The sequence below is a fragment of the Winogradskyella aquimaris genome (genome assembly GCF_042676105.1).
GTDB lineage: Bacteria > Bacteroidota > Bacteroidia > Flavobacteriales > Flavobacteriaceae > Winogradskyella > Winogradskyella aquimaris.
Genome location: NZ_JBHTJQ010000004.1, coordinates 27,645 through 51,083 on the forward strand (window position 1 = coordinate 27,645; position 23,439 = coordinate 51,083).

The 23,439-nt window shown below is 35.7% G+C and carries 24 protein-coding genes and 1 tRNA gene; 16 read left to right on the forward strand and 9 right to left on the reverse strand.

The genetic code is table 11. From position 1 onward, the window contains the following. Positions 1-149: 149 nt before the first annotated feature. Positions 150-1,133 (reverse strand): thioredoxin-disulfide reductase, encoded by a 984-nt coding sequence (gene trxB / locus ACFQ1K_RS04580; RefSeq protein WP_320556506.1) that lies wholly within the window; start codon positions 1,131-1,133, stop codon positions 150-152. Positions 1,134-1,293: 160 nt separating this feature from the next. Here trxB and ACFQ1K_RS04585 point away from each other — a divergent pair, with 160 nt between their 5' ends. Further along, entirely contained in the window at positions 1,294-1,764 is a 471-nt protein-coding gene (locus tag ACFQ1K_RS04585; RefSeq protein ID WP_320556505.1) for a hypothetical protein, read from the forward strand. 2 nt (positions 1,765-1,766) lie between these two features. Here ACFQ1K_RS04585 and ACFQ1K_RS04590 read toward each other — a convergent pair whose 3' ends face one another. Beyond that, positions 1,767-2,555, reverse strand: coding sequence for a hypothetical protein (locus tag ACFQ1K_RS04590; RefSeq protein WP_320556504.1), 789 nt, complete (start codon positions 2,553-2,555; stop codon positions 1,767-1,769). Between the two features lie 225 nt (positions 2,556-2,780). On the opposite strand from ACFQ1K_RS04590, the gene ACFQ1K_RS04595 reads away from it, so the two are divergent. Beyond that, a complete protein-coding gene (locus tag ACFQ1K_RS04595) occupies positions 2,781-2,948 on the forward strand; it encodes a hypothetical protein (protein ID WP_320556503.1) in 168 nt (55 codons plus the stop codon). Positions 2,949-3,001: 53 nt separating this feature from the next. Here the strand turns inward: ACFQ1K_RS04595 and ACFQ1K_RS04600 are convergent. After that, positions 3,002-3,076: transfer RNA gene (locus ACFQ1K_RS04600), tRNA-Pro, on the reverse strand. 102 nt (positions 3,077-3,178) lie between these two features. Here ACFQ1K_RS04600 and ACFQ1K_RS04605 point away from each other — a divergent pair. From ACFQ1K_RS04605 to scpA, 7 genes are read left to right on the forward strand one after another with little or no spacing between them, the layout of a single operon-like run. After that, positions 3,179-4,279, forward strand: a complete 1,101-nt coding sequence (locus ACFQ1K_RS04605; RefSeq protein ID WP_320556502.1) for a PQQ-dependent sugar dehydrogenase — start codon at positions 3,179-3,181, stop codon at positions 4,277-4,279. Beyond that, positions 4,276-4,731, forward strand: coding sequence for a c-type cytochrome (locus tag ACFQ1K_RS04610; RefSeq protein WP_320556501.1), 456 nt, complete (start codon positions 4,276-4,278; stop codon positions 4,729-4,731). Before ACFQ1K_RS04605 ends, ACFQ1K_RS04610 begins: the two co-directional genes overlap by 4 nt. A gap of 47 nt (positions 4,732-4,778) precedes the next feature. Then, positions 4,779-5,387 (forward strand): uridine kinase, encoded by a 609-nt coding sequence (gene udk, locus ACFQ1K_RS04615; RefSeq protein WP_320556500.1) that lies wholly within the window; start codon positions 4,779-4,781, stop codon positions 5,385-5,387. Continuing rightward, the gene (locus ACFQ1K_RS04620) at positions 5,384-5,710 is read left to right on the forward strand and encodes an FtsB family cell division protein (RefSeq protein ID WP_320556499.1); all 327 of its coding nucleotides are present in this window, start codon (positions 5,384-5,386) and stop codon (positions 5,708-5,710) included. Before udk ends, ACFQ1K_RS04620 begins: the two co-directional genes overlap by 4 nt. Further along, entirely contained in the window at positions 5,703-7,082 is a 1,380-nt protein-coding gene (locus ACFQ1K_RS04625) for a methylmalonyl-CoA mutase subunit beta (RefSeq protein ID WP_320556498.1), read from the forward strand. Before ACFQ1K_RS04620 ends, ACFQ1K_RS04625 begins: the two co-directional genes overlap by 8 nt. 3 nt (positions 7,083-7,085) lie before the next feature. Then, positions 7,086-7,730 (forward strand): hypothetical protein, encoded by a 645-nt coding sequence (locus tag ACFQ1K_RS04630; RefSeq protein ID WP_320556497.1) that lies wholly within the window; start codon positions 7,086-7,088, stop codon positions 7,728-7,730. Beyond that, a complete protein-coding gene (gene scpA / locus ACFQ1K_RS04635) occupies positions 7,727-9,850 on the forward strand; it encodes a methylmalonyl-CoA mutase (RefSeq protein WP_320556496.1) in 2,124 nt (707 codons plus the stop codon). Before ACFQ1K_RS04630 ends, scpA begins: the two co-directional genes overlap by 4 nt. Before the next feature lie 65 nt (positions 9,851-9,915). Here scpA and ACFQ1K_RS04640 read toward each other — a convergent pair whose 3' ends face one another. Beyond that, on the reverse strand, positions 9,916-12,675 hold the full coding sequence (locus tag ACFQ1K_RS04640) for a M16 family metallopeptidase (RefSeq protein WP_320556495.1): 2,760 nt from the start codon (positions 12,673-12,675) through the stop codon (positions 9,916-9,918). Between the two features lie 236 nt (positions 12,676-12,911). On the opposite strand from ACFQ1K_RS04640, the gene ACFQ1K_RS04645 reads away from it, so the two are divergent. From ACFQ1K_RS04645 to ACFQ1K_RS04675, 7 genes are all read left to right on the forward strand, one after another. After that, on the forward strand, positions 12,912-13,679 hold the full coding sequence (locus ACFQ1K_RS04645) for a ParA family protein (protein ID WP_320556494.1): 768 nt from the start codon (positions 12,912-12,914) through the stop codon (positions 13,677-13,679). After that, positions 13,679-14,581, forward strand: coding sequence for a ParB/RepB/Spo0J family partition protein (locus ACFQ1K_RS04650; protein WP_320556493.1), 903 nt, complete (start codon positions 13,679-13,681; stop codon positions 14,579-14,581). The genes ACFQ1K_RS04645 and ACFQ1K_RS04650 overlap by 1 nt, the downstream gene beginning before the upstream one ends. Then, positions 14,571-15,161, forward strand: a complete 591-nt coding sequence (locus tag ACFQ1K_RS04655; protein ID WP_320556492.1) for a DUF5683 domain-containing protein — start codon at positions 14,571-14,573, stop codon at positions 15,159-15,161. Before ACFQ1K_RS04650 ends, ACFQ1K_RS04655 begins: the two co-directional genes overlap by 11 nt. Further along, positions 15,161-15,862 carry a 4-hydroxy-tetrahydrodipicolinate reductase gene (gene dapB / locus ACFQ1K_RS04660; RefSeq protein ID WP_320556491.1) on the forward strand — a complete coding sequence of 234 codons (702 nt, stop codon included), beginning with the start codon at positions 15,161-15,163 and terminating at the stop codon, positions 15,860-15,862. Before ACFQ1K_RS04655 ends, dapB begins: the two co-directional genes overlap by 1 nt. 61 nt (positions 15,863-15,923) lie before the next feature. Further along, the gene (gene lepB, locus ACFQ1K_RS04665; protein WP_320556490.1) at positions 15,924-17,546 is read left to right on the forward strand and encodes a signal peptidase I; all 1,623 of its coding nucleotides are present in this window, start codon (positions 15,924-15,926) and stop codon (positions 17,544-17,546) included. An 11-nt stretch (positions 17,547-17,557) separates the two neighbouring features. Next, entirely contained in the window at positions 17,558-18,178 is a 621-nt protein-coding gene (locus tag ACFQ1K_RS04670) for a WbqC family protein (RefSeq protein ID WP_320556489.1), read from the forward strand. Next, on the forward strand, positions 18,172-18,480 hold the full coding sequence (locus ACFQ1K_RS04675) for a DUF6122 family protein (RefSeq protein ID WP_320556488.1): 309 nt from the start codon (positions 18,172-18,174) through the stop codon (positions 18,478-18,480). The genes ACFQ1K_RS04670 and ACFQ1K_RS04675 overlap by 7 nt, the downstream gene beginning before the upstream one ends. On the opposite strand, the gene ACFQ1K_RS04680 is transcribed toward ACFQ1K_RS04675, so the two are convergent. The 5 genes from ACFQ1K_RS04680 to ACFQ1K_RS04700 all read right to left on the reverse strand — a co-directional run bounded on the left by ACFQ1K_RS04680 (position 18,469) and on the right by ACFQ1K_RS04700 (position 23,352). Continuing rightward, positions 18,469-19,299 carry an endonuclease/exonuclease/phosphatase family protein gene (locus tag ACFQ1K_RS04680; RefSeq protein ID WP_320556487.1) on the reverse strand — a complete coding sequence of 277 codons (831 nt, stop codon included), beginning with the start codon at positions 19,297-19,299 and terminating at the stop codon, positions 18,469-18,471. The two genes, ACFQ1K_RS04675 and ACFQ1K_RS04680, sit on opposite strands and share 12 nt — an antisense overlap. Positions 19,300-19,505: 206 nt before the next feature. Beyond that, the gene (locus ACFQ1K_RS04685; RefSeq protein WP_320556486.1) at positions 19,506-20,384 is read right to left on the reverse strand and encodes a rhomboid family intramembrane serine protease; all 879 of its coding nucleotides are present in this window, start codon (positions 20,382-20,384) and stop codon (positions 19,506-19,508) included. Positions 20,385-20,386: 2 nt separating this feature from the next. Continuing rightward, positions 20,387-21,208, reverse strand: coding sequence for a rhomboid family intramembrane serine protease (locus ACFQ1K_RS04690; protein ID WP_320556485.1), 822 nt, complete (start codon positions 21,206-21,208; stop codon positions 20,387-20,389). A 3-nt stretch (positions 21,209-21,211) separates the two neighbouring features. Continuing rightward, positions 21,212-23,068 carry a DNA mismatch repair endonuclease MutL gene (mutL, locus tag ACFQ1K_RS04695; RefSeq protein WP_320556484.1) on the reverse strand — a complete coding sequence of 619 codons (1,857 nt, stop codon included), beginning with the start codon at positions 23,066-23,068 and terminating at the stop codon, positions 21,212-21,214. After that, complete coding sequence (locus ACFQ1K_RS04700; RefSeq protein ID WP_320556483.1) at positions 23,068-23,352, reverse strand: riboflavin synthase subunit beta; 285 nt, start codon at positions 23,350-23,352, stop codon at positions 23,068-23,070. Before ACFQ1K_RS04700 ends, mutL begins: the two co-directional genes overlap by 1 nt. Positions 23,353-23,439: the final 87 nt, after the last annotated feature.

Sequence of the window (23,439 nt, forward strand, 5' to 3'; positions counted from 1 at the left end):
ATTTTATGATATTTATCACATTTCGATTTTTTTGTTGAATTATATTCTGTTCTATTGAATTATTTTGAGAATTACAAAAAATAAAAAACCCAAGTGCTATACTTGGGTTTTAATATTTCTAAGAAAAAATTAAAGAAAATCCTGAAAACTTAATTGTAAGTAGAGGTTGCTACTTCAAAATCTGCATCTTTAGCAGCTAAGTAACGTTCTGCATCCAAGGCTGCCATACAACCTGTACCTGCAGCAGTAATTGCTTGCCTATACACATGGTCTGCTGCATCACCACTAACAAATACCCCTTCTACGTTGGTTTTGCTTGTACCAGGCTCAGCATTTATGATATATCCTGTTTCATCTAAATCTATCTGGCCTTTAAAAATATCCGTGTTAGGTTTATGACCAATAGCCACAAAAAACCCAGTAGCAGGAATATCAAACTTTTCATCGGTCTGGTTGTTAAATACCCTCACACCTGTGACTACTTGCCCATCCCCTAAAACCTCTTCGGTTTCGGTATTGTATAAAATTTCAATATTCTTGGTTTTTTTAACACGCTCAGCCATAATCTTAGACGCTCTAAACTCATCTCTACGCACCAACATGGTTACTTTTTTACAAAGCTTTGATAAATAATGAGCTTCTTCACAAGCCGAGTCACCTGCTCCTACAATAACTACTTCTTGGTTTCTGTAAAAGAATCCATCACATACTGCACAAGCAGAAACACCGCCACCAAGCTTTAAATACTTTTGCTCCGATGGAAGCCCTAAATACTTAGCTGAGGCACCTGTTGATATAATAACCGTTGAAGCGTGAATTTCCTTTTCATCATTTATCCAAACCTTGTGGATATCACCAGAGAAATCTACTTTAGTTACCCACCCATGACGAACATCCGTACCAAAGCGCTCTGCTTGTTTCTGTAATTGGATCATCATTTCTGGTCCTGTAATACCATCGGGATATCCTGGGAAATTCTCAACATCATTCGTTGTGGTCAATTGACCACCTGGTTGTTCTCCTTGGTATAAAACGGGTTCCATGTTTGCTCTAGAAGCATAAATAGCCGCTGTGTATCCTGCAGGTCCAGAACCTATTATTAAACATTTTATTTTCTCAATTGAATCTGACATATCATGTATTTTATCACTAACAAAAGTAGGATTTTTGAGTAAATCCTTACTTATAAGTTATTAACACTCCTTATACCAATATAAATAATCATAATTACTTCATTTTCTCGATATAATTTATTAATTTTTAGATGCTTAAAAAATAAAAACTATATCAGTCATGAAATTAAAGCTTTTTTTATTCAACATTGTATTGTTACTAGTTTTGTCTTGTAACCATATCACCAAAGACGAAGATACTACTGTGGCTAATACGTCAAAGAAATTAAATTCATTAAAGGGCACTTGGGAACTAACCGGATTTTATAATTACAAAGACGATGTTGTTGTCGACTCCTTTGATAGAAATCCCGAGTTTAGACAATTAAAAATGTATACCGACACTAAAGTCATGTGGTGCAAACATAGGGCGGCTGACTCATCTGAGTGGTTTGGATATGGCACGTACAACTATGATGGTGATAAATTAACCGAAGTGCTAGATTTTGGATCTGAAGTCATGCAAGAGGTTATCGACGAAAAAAAGAAATTTATTTTTGAACTTGATTTATATCCCAATAAATTTCAACAAATTGAATTGGATGAATTTGGTAATAGAATTTACTCCGAAAACTATGTTCGAGTTGAGTAATATCAATTATAAAAATTAAATTCCCGTCGAATCTTTTTTGTGATAAATCTGAAACGATAGTTCTTAATTTTAGTAATAATACGACTCAAACCAGCTGAAGACATCCAACCTTTATGGTTGTTAAATTTTTTGATGTTTGAAACATGCATCAAATGATTTTCTCCATTCGCCATGCTATATATACCACCATAAAATGGTAAAGGTTTAAGCTCTATACGACTATCTAAAACCGTTAAACGGTGGTCAAAATATAGTATTGGGTCTACATCAAAAAAATATTTGAAGAGTTCTGGTTTAACAATCACAGAACTTCCACAGAGATAACTAAATTTAAAGGTTGCAAACAAAAAGGCCTTGCCCTCAAAATGCAGATAGCCATTCTTTGTGTACCATCCTGGTTCATTTGTATCGGACTTATTAACAAATTCGGCAATGCGGCAACTGACATAGTCATCCGAATCTACCGTCATAATATAATCAGTCTGAAATTTTTCTTTGGCATAATCCGCACCCAGCTTTAGTTTTTTTCCTTTATCAATCTCTCTACGCTTATTGATACTTTCATTACTTTCATCTGATTGTCTAACTGGAGGTTTAAAGTCTACCTGTAAATAATTAATATTCCTATGGGTAAAAGTAATGGGTGGAATCTCATGGCAAACTGCGACCACCTTAAAATTTTGGTCAGACTGATTGCAAATAGACTTAAAAGTTCTTTCCACTAGAGAGCAAAACCCTGTCCAGTTGTCAGAGACACGTTCACTTTTTATAGGTACTATGAAAGTTAGCATATTTCCTTTTCATTTTTCAATGCATGAAACTATGTAAATAAAAGTCCCTATTAAAAAAAAATCGATGAACACATGTTATTAGACTTAGAACCATTAAAAAGCAATGAAAAAATTAACAAAATCTTACAAAAACATGTTCTTTTCACGATTTATGGTTCACACCTTTAACCTTTTTTAACTTGCTAAGAGGCATAAAAATCAGTATATTAAAGAAAACCAAAAAAAATGCGAAAAATGAAATTTATAAAAGAAAAGAATGAAGATAGAAAGGATTATCTTTTTCAGAAAGATAAGAAAACAGTAATCGGCGCAAAGGTAATAGGTTTCATTCTACTTATTTTAATCAGTGCCGTCATTGTATCTGGAATTGATTTTGAATACAATAGTTTCTAATGATATTTAAAAAAAAAAAAAAGCTCAGCAGTTGCTGAGCTTTTTTTTTGAAGTCGGGGTGGCAGGATTCGAACCTGCGACCTCCGCGTCCCAAACGCGGCGCGATAACCGGGCTACGCTACACCCCGAATTAAGGTTATCGTTTTAAGGACTGCAAATATAGAGTTTTTCTTTACAATCCAACAACAATTTTCTAACTTTAGAGTTTGACCCGTATTTCAAATAAAAACATGAAGTTAAAACTTAACACAACTGTACTTATACTCATATGTTTACTTACTTGTGCTCAAGACAAAAACCCTATAAATACTAAGAATGCACATGAAGTTGTCGTTCCAAACCTAAACATTCCATGGGGCTTTACATTTTTACCCGATGGAGCTATGTTAATTACAGAAAAAGTTGGACAATTGATTCATTTTAAAAATGGGACTAAAACTGAAATTTCAGGTGTCCCAGAAATATATGTAAGAGGGCAAGGAGGATTTTTAGACATTACACTTCATCCCAATTACAAAGACAACCATCTCATCTATTTTTCTTATGCATCCTCTCTTGGTGAAGGCGAAGGTGGCAATACCACTATAGCTTCTGCTGAATTTAATAATATGACGCTAACCAATTGGAAAGTACTCTACAAAGCAGAACCCAATTCTCAAAAAGGACAACATTTTGGTTCACGTCTTCTGTTTGATAAAGAGGGTTATTTGTTTTTTACCATTGGTGATCGCGGAAATCGAGACGAAAATCCACAAGATATCACCAGAGATTGCGGCAAGGTATATCGTATTAATGCCGATGGCACAATCCCTGATGATAATCCGTTCCACAAGGTTTCTAATGCCAAAAAAGCCATCTACTCTTATGGCCACAGAAATCCACAAGGCATGACCCTTCATCCTAAAACTAATGAAATTTGGACACACGAGCACGGCCCTAAAGGTGGTGACGAAATAAATATCATTAAACCAGGTAAGAATTATGGGTGGCCTGTAATTAGTTACGGTGTCAACTATAGTGGTACAAAATTTACAGATATCACGGAAAAAGAAGGCATGGAGCAGCCTCTTCATTATTGGGATCCGTCTATAGCACCAAGTGGAATGGCTTTTATCAATAGTGACAAATATGGAGATTGGAACGGAAACTTATTGGTTGGCTCGTTAAAATTTCAGTATTTGGACATGTGTACTATAAAAAACGGAAAAGTCACTAAAGAAGAGCGCTTGTTAGATGGTATTGGCAGGGTGAGATCTATAGAACAAGGACCAGACGGTTACATTTACGTCGGAGTAGAAAATTTAGGAATTGTAAAATTATTAAGGCAATGAGCAGGCTTTATAAACTTTTAGTTATTGTTTTTTTTGCGGTGTCTTGTAATTCGGGACAGAAGAAAAATAATGATGCTGACTATTCAGTAAAAAAAGAGAGTCCGACTTTAGACCCACAACAAAAGGAAAGCTACGAACGTGGAAAAATAGTCTATGAAAAATTATGCATTACTTGTCATATGCCCAATGGCAAAGGTGCAGTAAAAGTATTTCCGCCATTGGCTCAGTCAGACTATTTAAGAGACAATCAGAAAGCCAGTATAAAAGGCATAAAAAATGGTATGTCAGGGGAAATTGCTGTTAATGGGATAACTTACAATAGCGTCATGAGTCCTTTAGGTTTGACCGATAAGGAAGTTGCGGACGTTTTAAACTACATTAACCACAGTTGGGGAAATAACTATGGTAATTTTGTGACTTCGGAAGATGTGACAAAAATCATTAAAAACTAGGCTTAATTAGCTAACTTTGTACAACTAACTAAATCTATAATTTTACAATGCTTATAATTGGAATTGGTGGCGGAACTGGATGTGGAAAAACCACAGTTGTTAATACAATTCTAAAAGAACTTCCTGAAGGTGAAGTTGGCGTCATCTCTCAAGATTCTTATTACAAAGATACCTCTCATTTGAGTTTTGAAGAAAGGGTTAAAATAAATTTTGACCATCCACGATCCATTGATTTTGAGTTACTAGAAAAACATCTCAAAGATCTCAAAAAAGGCCAATCCATCAATCAACCTGTATATTCTTTCGTAAAGCATAACCGGACTGGAGATGTCATCGTAACGAAACCAAGAAAAGTGATGATTGTTGAGGGTATTCTTATTTTATCGCATCCTGAAATTAGAGAATTATTTGATATTAAAATATTTGTGCATGCTGACTCGGACGAACGCCTTATACGCCGTTTGAAGAGAGATATAACAGAACGTGGTCGTGATATTGACGAAGTACTGACTAGGTACCAGACAACCTTAAAACCAATGCATCAACAATTTATAGAACCCATGAAGGAATATGCAGATATCATTATCCCAAACAATAAGTACAACACAGTTGCTGTAGATATCGTTAAAACCATTATAAATGAACGCCTGCAATGAAAATATTTAATAACCGATACTTAAAACCATTCAAGAATATTTATATTCTAGTGCTTTTGGTATTTGTTATATGGATGTTATTTTTTGACGCACACTCTTTATTATTTCACAACGAACTCAATAAAGAAATTGAAGAACTAGAATACCAAAAAGAACATTACAAAAACGAAATAGTAAAAGATAACAAAGCTATAAAAGAATTGAGTACGGAAGAAGGAACTGAACGTGCGGCTCGTGAGAATTACTATATGAAAAAAGCGAACGAAGACATTTTCATTATAGAGTACGAAGACAGTATAGCTAAACAAGATAAAGATGACTAAATCCTTATTTAAAGACTTTGATGGTGTCTCCTCCAAAGTATGGAAACAAAAGATACAAGTAGACCTTAAAGGTGCGGATTACAACGACACCTTAATTTGGCACACCAATGAAGGTATAGACGTAAAACCATTTTACCATTCTGACGAGTTTGAAAATTTACCAGAACCTTTAGCTAGCCAAACTTCTCAATGGAAAATTTCTCAAGGTATTGAGGTAACTGATGCCAAGGAAGCAAATGCAAATGCCATCGATGCCATTACGAGAGGTGCTGAGAGTATTATTTTCAACATTATTTCTGAGACGATTTCAGTTGAGGACTTATTTCAAAATATAGATTTAACATTAGTTCCTGTTGAAATACAATGTGATTTCCTCTCTAGCACATTTATAAATAAAGTGAATTCTCATATTCTAAATGCAGCTGAAGGATCCCAAGTAAACATCCATACAGATATCATAGGGCATTTAGCCAAAACAGGAAATTGGTATACCAACTTAAAGGAAGACCATACTCAATTTGATACCATTTTAAAAGTGTCCAAACACTTTTCCATAGATACAAGTTTATACCAAAACGCTGGTGCCAATTGCGTTCAACAGCTAGCTTATGCTTTAGCACATGCCAATGAATACTTAAATCATCTCGATGGAATTTCAAGTGAAATTAAGGAATCCATAGACATCACATTTAACGCAGCAATAGGCTCAAATTATTTTTTCGAAATCGCTAAACTCAGAGCACTTAGACAACTATGGCAAACATTGGCTTCGGAATATGGTTTTAATACCAATTGTAGAATTGTTGCATTACCAAGCAAGCGCAATAAAACGATTTACGATTACAATGTTAATATGTTGCGTACCACAACAGAGTGTATGAGTGCCGTTTTAGGAGGTGCTAATATAATTGCCAACTTACCCTATGATAGCCTTTATCATAAGCCTAATGAGTTTGGAAATCGTATCGCTCGTAATCAATTGTTAGTCCTTAAAAATGAAAGCTACTTTGATAAGGTTAACAATCCTGCTGATGGCGCCTATTACATTGAAAGTTTGACCAAACAATTAGGCGAAAAAGCATTGGCACTTTTTAAGGATATTGAAAACAACGGAGGCTTCTTAAGCCAGCTAAAAGAAGGTACCATTCAGCGAAAAATAAAAGAAAGCGCTGATAAAGAACAAGCTGATTTTGATGCTGAAAAGTTAATCCTCTTAGGTACTAACAAGCACCCAAATCCAGCCGATCAAATGAAAAACGACTTAGAAATAAGTCCCTTTTTAAAAATTGAAAAACGAAAAACACTAATTGAACCAATAATTGAGAAACGACTATCTGAAAAATTGGAAATCAAAAGATTAAAAGAAGAATAAAACATGGTATTGAGAAAATCTATAGTACTTGTTTTAAGTGTTTTTTTCATTACACTAACATCCTGTCTCGAAGTTGCCAAGGAAATATACAATTGGACTGAAATTAATGACATTGAAGCAATTGACGGACAAACTCATTTTTTGAGCGATGATGGTATTAAAATCTTTTTGCCAAAAACATTTAAAAAATATTCATCTATCGATTATTTAAAGTTATTGGATTCTTTGGTCACTGACAGCAAGGATTTAGAAATAGAACGAACTCGGTTTAGACATATCCGAGAAATGGAAGGTAATCACTATGTTTTTTTTGATAACACAGTAAATGCTACCTACACAATCAATACTGTTCCATATCAGCCAATTAGCCGTCAAGACGCTAAGTTCATTTTAGGGATTGTTAGGCAAAATCAGGCTAAAGCTTCTGAAGTAACCGATTTGAAGTTTACAAAAATCACAGCCAAGCACAATGACAATGGAAAGGCTCAAGTATTCAAGGCTATTTTTAAACTTGAGAACTTAAAACTAAACCAACAGGCGTTTCAACACGTTTATTTTATATCCTCAAACAACAAAACGGTACTCATTAATCTCATGGCTCCTTTTCAGATTAATTTTGACCTCTTTTTAGAAAAAATGATTATATGACACGCAGAGCACTTCAACATATTACATTGCAAAATAAAGTTCAGGACAAACAGCAAAAAACGAATGATGGGTTTTTAACTGCCGAAAACATTACGGTAAAATCAAATTACGCTTCAGACGACATCAAACAACTAGACCACTTAGATTTTGTAGCTGGTATTGCACCAAATCTTCGTGGACCCTACTCTACCATGTATGTGCGTAGACCTTGGACGATTAGGCAGTATGCTGGATTTTCTACTGCTGAAGAAAGTAACGCCTTTTACAGACGAAATCTTGCTGCAGGGCAAAAAGGGCTTTCGGTCGCTTTTGATTTAGCAACGCATAGAGGTTATGACTCAGACCATGAACGCGTGGTTGGCGATGTTGGTAAAGCGGGTGTAGCCATAGATTCGGTTGAAGACATGAAGATTCTCTTCGACCAAATCCCATTAGATAAAATGTCAGTGTCCATGACCATGAATGGTGCCGTTTTACCTATTATGGCATTTTATATTGTCGCTGCCGAGGAACAAGGGGTAAAACCAGAACAACTCGCAGGAACCATTCAAAATGATATTCTCAAAGAGTTTATGGTGCGTAATACCTATATCTATCCACCGACTCCATCAATGAAAATCATTTCAGATATTTTTGAATATACCAGTCAAAACATGCCAAAGTTTAACAGTATCAGTATTTCAGGCTATCATATGCAAGAAGCTGGTGCTACCTGCGATATTGAACTAGCATATACCTTAGCTGACGGTTTAGAGTATATTAGAAAAGGATTAGAAGCAGGAATGGATATAGATACTTTTGCTCCGCGTTTATCCTTCTTTTGGGCTATTGGCATGAATCATTTTATGGAAATTGCCAAAATGCGAGCGGCTCGTATGCTTTGGGCAAAGCTCGTGAAACAATTTAACCCTAAAAATGAAAAATCATTAGCACTGAGAACGCACTCACAAACCTCAGGCTGGAGTTTAACCGAACAAGACCCATTTAACAATGTGGCTAGAACTTGTATTGAAGCCGCCGCTGCCGCTTTTGGTGGTACACAGAGTTTGCACACCAATGCCTTGGATGAAGCTATCGCCTTACCAACGGATTTTTCTGCACGTATTGCTCGTAACACACAGATATATCTTCAAGAAGAGACGTACATCACCAAAACAGTAGACCCTTGGGCTGGAAGTTATTATGTTGAATCGCTTACGCATGAGATTGCCAATAAAGCTTGGGAGCATATCCAAGAAATTGAAGAATTGGGCGGCATGACCAAGGCCATTGAAGCCGGAATTCCGAAGTTACGTATTGAAGAAGCTGCTGCTCGTAAACAAGCACGTATTGATTCTGGACAAGACATTATTGTTGGTGTCAATAAATATCGTTTAGAACAAGAAGACCCAATCCAAACTCTAGAAGTAGATAACCAAACCGTTAGAACCCAACAAATAGAGCGTCTTAAGCGCATTAAAAGCACAAGAAATACCAAAGCCGTTGATGAAGCGTTGGCTAAATTAACAGCTGCCGCAAAATCTGGTGAAGAAAATTTATTAGCTTTAGCCGTAGATGCCGCAAGAAAACGTGCAACTTTGGGTGAAATCAGTGATGCTTTGGAAGCAGAGTTTGGACGTTACAAGGCACAAATAAAATCATTTAGCGGAGTGTATAGCAAAGAAATAAAAGACGACGAAAGCTTTAAAAAGGCCAGAGAACTAGCAGACCGATTTGCAGAACAAGATGGTCGTAGACCACGAATTATGATTGCAAAAATGGGACAGGATGGCCACGATAGAGGTGCTAAAGTTGTGGCAACAGGTTATGCCGATGTTGGTTTCGATGTGGATATTGGCCCATTATTCCAGACCCCAAAAGAAGCTGCCAAGCAAGCCGTAGAAAATGATGTGCACATTTTAGGTGTATCTTCATTAGCGGCCGGTCATAAAACTTTAGTACCTCAAGTTATTGAAGAATTAAAAAACTACGGTAGAGAAGATATCATGGTCATTGTTGGTGGTGTGATACCAAAACAAGATTACCAATATCTATTCGATGCTGGTGCAGTCGCTGTATTTGGACCTGGAACTAAAATCAGTGATGCTGCTATTAAAATTTTAGAGATTTTGATTGAATAGATACTATAATAATTAATAAAAAAAGCCCTTCGATTGAAGGGCTTTTTTGTTGCTAGTTTGGCTAATTAATCTTCAACTTTATCGTCTTTCTTTATCTCATACTCTTTAAAATCTCCTCCATTAACAACAGTCCACTCTTCCATATCTTTAAAATAAGTTTTAATCACCTTATTAACATCTTCAACTGTAAGACTCTTCACCTTTTCCTCGATATTCTTTTGGAACATCATATCCCTATCGTAATAAAGGTTATTATTAATGGTACTTGCCAATTCATTATCCTTTGCTCTAGAAACGCTTTGTGCCTGCACCCAACCAGCTACTGCATCATCTAATTCTTGTTGTGTAATACCATCTTTAATAAAACGTGCTATTTCCTCTTCAAATCCTTTTTGAACTTTGGCTTCGTTTTCTGGTGCATAAATAGCATAGATGTACATACCGGAATTTTTATCTTCCTTATCACCATCTACATTAACTCCTCCACCTGCTCCATAGCTTACACCGTCTTGCTGGCGTAATCTTGTAGCAATTCGAGAGTTTAAGAATCCTCCACCAAATACAGAACCTGCAACTTGTAGAGCTGCATAATCCTCATCGTACTGGCTACATTCAAAATTTAAGAAACCAAGCGTAAAAGCGTTTTTCTTATCTGGAGTTTTTATTTTCTCGTTAGCAGGATTGTTTGGTTTAAACGGATCTTTAATTTCAGAATAAGGCAACTCTGATTTAAAATCGGCATACTCTTTTTCGAAGTAGCCTTTAAGCGCCGCTTCGTCTATATTACCAATAGCCACTAAAGTTGCGTTGTTAGAGATTCCATAAAAATCATCATAATACGCTTGCATAGCTTCAACCGTCACGTCATTAATCGCTGCAAGCTCTTCTTCCATGGACATATTGTACAACGGATGTCCTTTCGGATAAGTCTGATTAATTTCACCCAAACGCTTTTGCACCAAATACTGCGGTTCGGTTTTGTTGCGCTCAATGTTAGCTATATCCTGAGTTTTTAATTTATCTAACTCTTCTTGACTGAATGCTGGTGTTTTTAACATTTCGGTCATTAAGTCCAGAGTTTCCATTAAATGCTCTTTTGTCGAAGTAACGTATGCATAAGTTCTACCGTTGTTACCACTGAAGAAAACACTAGATTTAAGTTCGCTCAACTTGTCTTCTATGTCCTGTCTAGATTTACTTTTAGTACCTTTATTGAGCATTCTGGCCGTATAACTCGCCACCATTCCCTTATCCATTAAATCATCAACACTACCATTTCTAAAGGTGAAATTCACGTTTACCGTTTCACCTCTATTGTCTTTTTTGATGAAGCCGTACTCAATACCTGTTTCACCAATAACACCAGAATCTAAATGCGATTGAATATTGGCATAAGAGACATCAAAAGCCTCACCAACACTCATGGCCTCCTTACCTTTATAGTTAGTCACCAAGGCTTCCAAACCTTCAGTGTGAGGAATTTCGATACGCATTGGTTGCTTTGTTGGGATAAAATTACCAACCGTTCTATTGGTCTTTATGAAATAGTTGCTTAAAACCTCATTGACTTGCTCTAGTGTGGCAGCTTCTACACGGTCTCTATGGATAAACATTAATCTCCAATCTCCAGCACCTATAAATTCACTGGTGTAAGTTCCTAGGAATGAAGAGTTGCGCATCATCTGATCCATTTGCTTACCTAAGTTGGCTTTAGCACGTTTTAACTCTTCTTCGGTAATTGGATTATCTTTAAGCCCATCAAAAATCTCCAACAAGGTAGCCTCAGCATCAGCTAATGATTTATCCGAAGGCACATCGACATTAAAATACATAAATCCTGGTTCTTTGGTAAATGGCGAAAAGCTCCAAATTGAAGATGCCTTATTACTTTCTACCAAGGCTTTATACAAACGACCAGATGGTTGATCTGTTAAGATATTTTCCACAAGTGCTAAAGGCGCATAATCTACATGTGATCCTGCTGGTGTGTGATATAATGCAGATACCAACTGTAAATCACCTACCCTGCTCAACTCTACACGCTTTTCACCGTCTTGTGGTGGCTCAATTGTTGGCACATCCTTTAAAGGGGTGTCTGGATTTTTAATACTTCCAAATTTCTTTTCAATTAAAGCCAAGGTTTTATCGGTATCAAATTTTCCTGTTACCATTAAAACGGCATTGTCTGGTCTGTAATATTTTTTATAGAACGCTTTTAAATTTTCAATTGGCACACGCTCTATATCAGACTTGTTACCAATAGTAGATTGCCCATAATTATGCCATAAAAATGCAGAACTAATCACTTTTTGCATCAACACACTGGTTGGTGAATTTTCACCTGATTCAAACTCATTTCTAACCACCGAAAATTCAGAATCTAAATCTTTTTTAGCGATGTAAGAATTTACCATGCGATCGGCCTCTAAATCCAAAGCCCAATCTAGATTATCTTCTGTGGCATTAAAGGTTTCAAAATAATTGGTTCGGTCATACCAAGTAGTACCATTTGGTCTAGCTCCACGAGCTGTGAGCTCCTTCGGAATGTCCGGGTGGTTTGGCGTTCCTTTAAACACCAAATGTTCTAACAAGTGTGCCATTCCCTTTTCCCCATAACCTTCATGTCTCGAACCTACTTTGTAAGTAATGTTTACTGTAATAGTTTGTGAAGAGTTATCTGGGAATAATAGGACTTTAAGTCCGTTATCCAATTTGTACTCAGTGATACCTTCTACCGAAGCGGTTTGTCTTGGCTGCGCCTCTACCAATACTGAAAGCAGCAAAGTCAGAGCCAGCACTAATGCAGTGCGAAAATTAGTTTTCATATTTTTGATTAATTTAATGGTTAGGCTAAAGTTAAATATTAAGATTTTAAAATTGTGTTAAAAAACTGACAATTAAAGTTTCACAATTATTTAGTTCTCAGTCGGCTAACTCAGAATACAAGGTGAAAAAGATTAAAAATAGTACCGATCAACAAAAAGTAAAACTGTTAACAACTTCAATTTTCAAAACCCATAATAAATTGTATTTTTAAACCCTTAATAAACCAAATCATTTAATGGGTAAAATCATTGCTATTGCTAATCAAAAAGGTGGTGTTGGTAAAACAACAACCTCAGTAAACTTAGCAGCTTCTTTAGGTGCCCTAGAGAAGAAAGTCCTACTTATAGACGCAGATCCACAAGCGAACGCAAGTTCTGGTTTAGGCATTGATGTAGATGCTGTAGAATTTGGGTCGTATCAGGTTTTAGAACATACAAAAACAGCTAAAGAAGCCATTATCGCTTCTAATGCTCCGAACGTTGATGTGATTCCAGCACATATTGACCTTGTTGCTATTGAAATAGAACTTGTGGACAAAGATGAACGCGAATACATGCTTAGACAAGCTATTTCGGATTTAAAATCTGAATACGATTATATATTGATTGACTGTGCACCTTCATTAGGATTATTAACTTTGAATGCTTTAACAGCTTCAGATTCAGTGATCATTCCTATCCAATGCGAGTATTTTGCCTTGGAAGGTTTAGGGAAATTGTTAAATACTATTAAAAGTGTACAAAAGATACATAACCAAGCGTTAGATATTGAAGGTATGCTACTCACCATGTTCGATTCGCGCTTGCGCTTATCGAATCAAGTTGTAGAAGAAGTACAAAAGCACTTTAGCGATATGGTATTTGAAACTATCATTCAACGTAATGTTAGACTTGGTGAAGCGCCTAGTTATGGGGAAAGCATTATTAATTATGATGTAAGCAGTAAAGGCGCGGCCAACTATTTAAGTTTGGCGAAAGAGCTTATAAAGAAAAATGAATTTTAATGGCGAAGGCAACAAAAAAACAGGCTTTAGGACGTGGGCTTTCTGCATTACTCAAAGATCCTGATAACGATATCAAGTCTGCTGAGGACAAAAATGCAGATAAGGTAGTAGGTAATATTGTAGAACTCGATATTGATAGTATTGAGGTTAATCCGTTTCAACCGAGAACTAACTTTAACGAAGAGTCGCTAAGAGAATTAGCATCTTCTATTAGAGAATTAGGTGTTATTCAACCTATTACGGTTAGAAAATTAGCGTTTAACAACTACCAATTGGTTTCTGGTGAACGTCGTTTTAGAGCTTCTAAACTAATAGGATTAGAAACTATACCTGCTTATATCAGAATTGCCAATGACCAGGAGTCTTTAGAAATGGCCTTGGTAGAAAATATTCAAAGACAGGATTTAGATCCCATTGAAATTGCTTTGTCCTACCAACGTTTGATTGACGAGATTAATCTTACCCAAGAGCAAATGAGTGAACGTGTGGGTAAAAAGCGTTCGACTATTGCCAATTACTTACGTCTATTAAAGCTAGATCCTATTATCCAAACGGGAATGCGAGATGGTTTTATTTCCATGGGTCATGGTAGAGCTATGGTTAATATTGAAAATCCAATTGACCAACTCGAGGTTTATGAAAAAATTATAAGCCAGAAACTTTCCGTAAGAGCTACAGAGCAACTTGTTAAAAACCTACACAAACAGGAAGAACCTAAAGCAGAAAAAGACAATATGGAAGTTCCTAAATACATCAAAAAAGGGATTAAAGATTTTTCTGAATATTTCGGTCATAAGATTGATGTTAAGCTTGGGAAAAATGGAAGTGGAAAGATTACCATTCCTTTTCATTCTGAAGAGGATTTCAACAGGATTAAAAAACTAGTGCAACGTGCCAAATAAACAGCTCTTTTTTGGTTTCCTATCCATCCTTTTAATATCATTTTCATTTGCACAAAAAGAAGGTGATAGTCTGAGTGTTACCTTAGAGGATGAGCCTGTATTAATAGACAGTAAGCTCATTGAAAGAAAAGAAATCGATCCCCTAAGACCGTCTAAAGCTGCATTCTACTCGGCGATTTTACCAGGTGCTGGTCAGTTTTACAATAAGAGATATTGGAAAATTCCAATTGTTTGGGGTGCTATTGGTACAGGTGTTTACTTTTATTTGAGAAACGACAGGCAATTTGACCGCTATAGAGATGCCTACAAAAGACGGTTAGCAGGATTTACAGATGATGAATTTTTTGGTGTGGTTTCAGATGATGGCCTCATAAGAGCACAACAACAATTTAGGCGTAATAAGGAAGTTTCACTTTTAGTGACCATAGGACTCTATGCGTTAAATATCATCGATGCTAATGTAGATGCCCATCTTTTACAATTTAATGTTGATGAAAACCTCACTTTGAGTCCACATTATCAATACAATCAACTAGAAAATTCTACTGATTTAGGTTTAACATTAAACTTCAAGTTCTAATGAATATAGCGTTACTTGGTTATGGCAGAATGGGAAAAAGTATAGAAGCAATTGCCTTAGAACGTAACCATACTATTGTTTTAAAGATTTCCAACGCTACAGAGGATTTCGATTTTTCAAATACAGATGTAGCTATAGATTTTAGTATCCCAACGGCAGCTGTTGCCAATATAAAAAAGGCACTGGATTCGGGTGTACCTGTTATATCTGGCACAACCGGTTGGCTTGATCAATACAATGAGGTTAGTGACTATTGCCATTCTAAAAATGGTACGTTTTTATATGCTTCTAATTTTAGTCTAGGTGTAAATATCTTTTTTGAAATCAACAAAAAATTAAGTCAACTTATGGCCACTGTGGACGGCTACAGCACTGAAATTGAAGAAATTCATCATACAAAAAAATTGGATGCACCTAGTGGTACCGCAATAACCTTAGCAGAACAAATTATTGAAAATACTAGATACAAATGGTGGACATTAGAACAACCATTTGCTGATGAAATCCATATTGAAGCCAAACGCATTCCTGAAGTACCTGGCACACATAAAGTGACCTATAATTCTGATATAGATTCCATTAGCATTAAGCATACTGCTCATAGCAGACAAGGGTTTGCTATGGGAGCTGTAATTGCCGCAGAGTGGATCAAAGACAAAAAGGGCGTTTTCACTATGCGAGATGTGTTAAACATTGGTTAATTTGCCCATCAAATGAAACTAATTAAAATATTTTTCAACCTACTAGACTAAACATAGCATCATGACTTGGACAGAGTGGTTTATTTTTTTATTGATTATACAACTAATTCATGGCTTAGGCACATGGAAACTATATGTTAAGGCAGGTCGCAAAGCCTGGGAAGCTTTTGTACCAGTTTACAATGCAGTCATTTTAATGAAGATAATAACGCGTCCATGGTGGTGGGTAATTCTCATGTTTTTGCCTATTGTTAACCTTATTATGATTCCTGCTGCATGGGTAGAAACAGCAAGAGCATTTGGTAAGGACACTAAGTTAGATGCATTAATCTGTATCGTAACCCTTGGGTTTTACCTCTATTATTTAAACTATGTTGAGGATGTAAAGTTTATAGAAAACAGGCAACTTAAACCAAAAACCACAGCGGGCGAATGGATCACCTCTATCCTATTTGCTATTGTGGCAGCAACAATTGTACATACATACTTTTTTCAACCGTTTGTAATTCCTTCATCCTCTTTAGAAAAGTCACTTTTAGTGGGAGATTTTCTTATTGTGAGTAAAATTCATTATGGCGCAAGAGGCCCTATGACTACTGTAGCAGCACCTATGGTTCATGATACCATTCCTAAATTAGGTATTAAATCGTATTTATTTGATGATAATTTTGAAGCTCGAAAAACATCATGGAAAAACAAACTGCAATTACCCTATTTTAGACTTCCCGGTTTTGAAAATGTAGAGCGTAACGATATCGTTGTTTTTAATCAGCCTGCAGACACGCTGCTAGACATGAACGACTTTAATCCGGACCGTAACTACTATAAACCCATAGATAAAAAAACCAATCTGGTCAAACGCTGCGTTGGTGTACCAGGCGACACTTTAGAAATAAGAGAAGGTTACGTGTATATAAATGGGAAACAGAATGTATTACCTCCAAGATCACATTTACAGTTTACTTATAAATTGACGCTAAAGAAGTCAATTTCTACAGCGGGTGAAGAACATCTGTTTTATAATATGTTAGATAAAGCCGATATTGATGATGGGTTTCGCTATAATCCTGAAGACGGCTCATTTATAATTTACGCCGCATCAGATGAAGCCGTTAACAAGCTAAGAATCCAGCCTAATGTTGCAAGTGTAGAACGACTTACTCAAGAAAGGGGCATTTCTGGAAATGTTTTTCCTAGAGATGCATATCACAACGATTGGAACACAGATTTCTTTGGTCCTATTTGGATTCCGAAAGCTGGCGCAACTGTATCATTGAACCCTGAGAATATTGCATTATACAAACGTGCTATCGGTGAATATGAAGGCAATAAAGTTGTAACCAGAGGTGATCAGATTTTTATTAACGATGAGCCAGCTACCTCTTATACCTTTAAACAAGATTATTATTGGATGATGGGAGACAACCGAAACAACTCTATCGACAGCAGATATTGGGGTTTTGTACCCTATAATCACATTTTTGGTAAGCCCGTTTTTATTTGGATGAGTATAGATGGTTTAATGGATGGTATGAAAAACTGGAAGTTCCGTTGGGATAGAGTTTTCACAACAGTGAGTGGATCTGGAGAACGCACCTCTTATTTGATTCCATTTTTAGTGGTGGTTTTAGGTATTTATGGTTTTACTAAGTGGCGTAAGAAAAAGAAGGCTTCAACATCTTAAAGTCCACTCGTATGGATTGTCTTTTGCATCCAACATACTTTCCAAACGTAGCACACTTCGTAGCTGCGATAAATTCGGATACGGTTTATTTGGAGTTTTGTGACAATTATCAAAAACAATCGTATAGAAATCGTACGGAAATTTATGGTGCTAATGGCAAACTAGCCCTTACAGTACCGGTACGGTATTCTCAAAAGAACCGACAGTTATATAAGGATGTTAAAATTGCTAATGAAGATAATTGGCAATTACAACATCTAAAGTCGCTAGAGTCGGCTTATAGCATGTCTCCATTTTTTGAATTTTATATAGATGATTTAATGCCGCTTTTTCAAACCCAGTTTGACTATATCCTCGATTTAAACTTAAAATGTATTGAAATTCTGGTTGATAGTCTCCAGATGGACATATCGATATCTAAAACAACACATTTTGAAAAAGAACCCAAATCCAAAAAAGACTGCAGATCATTGGTACATCGAAATTTTGAAGCTAAAAATTTGGAGTATTACACGCAAGTTTTTTCTGAAAAGCATGGATTTATATCAAACCTGAGCATTTTGGATCTACTCTTTAATGAAGGACCCAATGCAGAATTATATTTAATGCGTCAAAACTTAGAATTATGCTAAGATTTAGCGTCCATTACGGTCTTCATTTTGGTTTACCATTAGTAATTGCTCTTATTTGCTTTAGAAAGCACTGGTTAAAAATGTATTTGATAATGCTTGCTGCCTTTCTTATAGATTTAGATCACCTATTGGCCAATCCAATTTTTGATTCTAAGCGCTGTAGTATTAATTTTCATCCGCTTCACAGTTATTTTGCAATTACAGTGTATGCCTTTATGCTAGTTCCAAAAACAACTCGAGTTTTCGCGGTGGGACTCTTAGCCCATATATTCTCAGATGGTGCAGATTGTTTATTGATTTAAATTCAAGGTGGCTTTAATAGGAAAATGATCGGATAGACTTATATCATTATAGGTTTTAAAACCATTAATCTTTAAACGTTTATCTGCTAAAACAAAATCGATTCGTAGCGGAAAAAACTTAAAGTCGAAGGATTTACCAAAACCGTGTCCAGCTTTCTCAAAGGCATCCTTTAAATCATCCCCTAAAATTTCCTTATAACTATATGAATATGCTGTATTATTAAAATCGCCAGCAACAATAATTTTATAAGGACATTTGGATTTATGCTCTAAAAACAGTTCAACCTGTGATTGCTGAGCTTTAAATGCTGCTTTTACACGCTCTAAAAATACATCTCGCGAATATTGACTATTTAAATAGTCCATCTCCGTATTAATTTTTGCCGATTGCAAGTGCACATTATAGATTCTAACCGTATCCTTGTCTTTAACAATATCTACAAAAATGGCATTATTGTCTGTGTTGGTAAACTCTAAAGATCCTGAATTTACTATCGGAAACTTTGTAAAAATAGTGTGACCACCTTTAGCATTTTTGGTGTATCGACCATTATAATCGGTATAGCCTTCTAGATTGATTGGTGTACCTCTGGTGTATTCTTGAATGCAAATAATATCTGGCGATTCCTTATGGAAAAAATCCAATATATCTTCTCTGGTAGTTTTGTTTGGTTTCCAATTATATTTATTGAATAACCTCACATTGAAAGACATAACTGAAACATTTCCAGATTCTTCAATAGGTTCTGAAGATGAAAATTTATAAAGTGCCCCTAAATAGTTCCAACCCAAAACTAGCACTACTAAAGATAATAGCATCTGTTTTTTTAATTGTAATAACCAATAGAGAAAAAATACAATATTCAGTAAAATTAAAAGAGGTACACCTAAACTTAATACGGATAAGGTGGCAAAACTTTTAGGGGGAACATAAGGCAATAAGTAAGAAATCAATAAAAAAAATGCGGCAAGGGAATTGACAACAAAAATAAATTTATTAAATAAGCTTAACTTTTTCATGTCCCTTAGTTGTCTTTACTGGCATCAAAAAGAAAAGCTTTTTCTTCTGATGTTAAACTCTCATAGCCACTTTTACTTATTTTGTCTAAAATGGCGTCAATCTTTTTTTGCTTATCGTTTTTCTCTGAAGATTTGGATTTTGATGCTCTTTTACTGGCCGATCGTTTAGATCTATGCACGGTTTTTAAATTAGATTTTGGTTTAAACCAACTTGCAAAGGAATCCATCATACGCTCAAATCCAAGTCCAATATCCTTACCTTTAACAAGTTGTTTGGCGTAGTAATAGCCTAAAATATAGCCACCAACATGCGCAACGTAGCCACCTTGATTAATCCCAAGCAACAATCGAAACACATCCATGGCCACAAAGAAAATCGCGATATGCATCCATCTGACATTGAACGTATTGAATAATCTAATCTCAGAATTTGGCATATAAACAGCAACGAACATTAATAACGCACTTACACCTGCAGAGGCACCGACCATTATACCATTTTTGGTTCCAAAAAAATTAGTCGGATCTATATTTGAAACCCCCAAATATGCCATACCACCAGCAAGAATACCAAGAAGATAGATATTTAACACCATTTTGGTTCTAAAAAGGTTGGATGCTACGCGAGATAGGTAGAACAAAAACAGCATATTAAACAATAAATGAAAAAAACCACTATGCAGAAACCCATACGTTAAAATGGACCATGGTTGAGTGATAAAATCACCAAAATTAGCAGGCAAGACAAAGTATTTTACCACGTTAAGTCTAAAAAGACTTGTCAGGATAACGTCTATGATAAATACAACCGCATTTATGGTAATAATTTTACCAAAAACATCAAGGTTGTTGTAACGATATTTTAAACTTTCAATGGTTGTCATTCCTAATTCCAACGGTATTTATCCATACTATTTTTTTTCCAATACCACATAATGAGAAAACCAATAATAGCACCACCAACATGAGCCATATATGCAGTATTACTAGGACTGAAGAAAGACTGACCTGTAAATGCTGAAATGACATCCAATATAATCAAACCAGGTATAAAATATTTAGCTTTAATTGGTATTGGTAAAAAAATCAGCATCAATTTAGCATTAGGATTCATCATTCCAAATGCTGCCAAAATTCCCATTATACATCCTGAAGCACCAACCATAGCACTTCTATTAATTACATTTAAATCAAAAAGTGCTTTAAACTGCTGTTCATTAATATTCGTAGTATAACTGTACTCATTAAGCAATGGAATCATCTTTTGTTTTAAGATTTCACCTCTTATATAATTGCCATCTAAGGCATCTATATTTATAATTTGGTTTATAAGCGTTTTATCCAATCCTAATTCAGAAACTGTTTGCATAGCAGGTATAAAATCAAAATAGTAATACCCTAATTGAAAAAGTAGCGCCCCAAATCCTGCAGAGAAATATATAAAAAGAAACTTCTTTGTTCCTAACCTTTGCTCTACGGGTGTGCCAAACATCCAAAGTGCAAACATATTAAAAAGTAGGTGTGTTGGCCCTCCATGCATAAACATATGAGTAAGTACTTGCCAAGGCTGGAACAAATCGTTGGTTGGGAAATACATTGTAAATAAGGTGTTAAACAGTTGGCCTCCACCAATGGTTATTGTTCCAATGAACATTATTACATTAATAATAATGAGGTGTTTAACTGCATCTGTTATTCCTATTCTCATATGCTATACAAATTTCTTTTCAATGTCATCAGTAGACATGGTTATAAATGTTGGTCTGTTGGTTGGTGATACATTAGGTTCCTTGCAGGCAAATAAACTGTTTACCAAATGCTCTTGTTCTGTATTCTTTAAAGTTTGTCCGTTTTTAATGGCCAAACTTTTAGCCATAGATTTGGCTAATAAATCCGCTGCACTAAAATTAGCATCCGGTACATCATGCTCAACATCGCTAATTAACTGCTCTAATATTATAGAAACCTCACTTTCTGGCACTCCAACAGGAACACCTGTAACTGTAAGCGTTTCCTTTGTAACGTTTGAAAACACAAATCCTGTATGCTCTAAATCTTCCCGTAAATCCATTATAATTTTAAGTTCATTGGGTGTAAAACCTAATTCTAACGGAAATAAGAGTTGCTGACTTGTTGCCTCTTTAATGGTCATATGTTTTAAAAAATTCTCATACAACACCCGTTGATGTGCACGATTTTGGTCTATAATTAACATACCCGATTTTAGGGTACTAACAATATATTTTTGTTGGAGCTGAAAGGTGGTCTTACTGGTTTCAACTGAGGTATCACTAAAAATGGTTTCAGTGTTATGATCTTGTTCAAAATTAAAATCCACCTCATCTCTTTGTCCATTATTACTTTTAGACTCTAAACCTACGTACAAACTTTCCCAATTAGCAGTCGGTGGCGATTTATAATTTGTTCTGCTATCAACAGATTTAGATGACCCAGAATCGTCTGCAAATGGATTAAAACTTTGGTCAACCTCAATTGTTGGTGTTTTTCCAGCCTTATTCTTGTAACTGTAAGGTGTATTAAAGTCACTTTGTTGTTCAAAATCTAAAACAGGTGCTATATTAAATTGCCCTAAACTATGTTTTACTGCGGACCTTAAAATAGCATACAAGGTATGTTCATCATCAAACTTAATTTCGGTTTTGGTAGGATGAATATTTATATCTATGGTCTTTGGATCTACACTAAGATTTAAAAAATAACTCGGATGGTAACCATCTTTTAACAAGCCTTCAAACGCTGCACTGATAGCATGGTTTAAATAGGGGCTTTTTATAAAACGTTGATTTACAAAAAAGAACTGCTCTGAACGTGTTTTTTTTGAGTATTCTGGCTTACCTACAAATCCTGAAATCTTTAATACTTCTGTCTCTTCTTCAACAGGCACCAATTTTTCATTGGTTTTATTTCCAAAAATATGCACAACACGTTGCCTGTAATTTTCTTTAGGAAGGTTAAAAAGTTCACTTCCATTATGATAAAATGCAAAAGCAATATTGGGATGTGCTAAGGCAACACGATGAAATTCGTCTGTGATATGTCTTAACTCTACGGTGTCTGACTTTAGGAAATTACGTCTTGCTGGAATATTAAAAAACAAATTCTTAACGGCTACTGAAGTACCAGTCGGTGTGACCGCAATGTCTTGTGATTTTACCGTACTGCCTTCTATTTCTATGGCTGTACCTAGCTCATCAACAGGTCTTTTGGTTTTTAAGTCCACATGGGCAATGGCAGCAATACTTGCCAAGGCTTCGCCTCTAAATCCTTTTGTGTTGAGTTGGAATAAATCTTCTGCTGTTTTTATTTTGGAAGTTGCATGACGCTCAAAACTCAAACGCGCGTCGGTAACACTCATGCCCTTACCATTATCGATAACTTGAACCAAGGTTTTACCAGCATCTTTTATCACAAGCTTAATTTCATCTGCACCAGCATCAATGGCATTTTCGAGGAGTTCCTTGACTACTGAGGCAGGACGCTGCACCACCTCACCAGCTGCAATTTGGTTGGCAACATGGTCTGGTAAAAGTTGAATGATATCTGTCATTAGCTTTGTGGGAAGAAGATAGATAAATCGAATCCTATGAATAACAAAAACAAAAGGATCAAGATACCTGCGATGATAAAAACACGTTTGTTTACACGTTCATCTCTATCATTTTGGTATTCGTCTAGGGCAGCATTCCATTTTCCCTTAATCCCTTTTGGTGGGTTTACCGTTTTTCGGTAGTCATCAAACTTGTGTTTTACTTCGTATGGACTACCATCCCCTTTGTAAAATCTAGGCTTATAATTATATTTTCGATTCTTTTTCAATTTCATTAATCCCATAATATCACTATTTTATATATCCTTCTAAGACATACATTAAAATAAAAAGTGCAATAAGCATAATGATTAAAGAGGGTAAGGAAAACA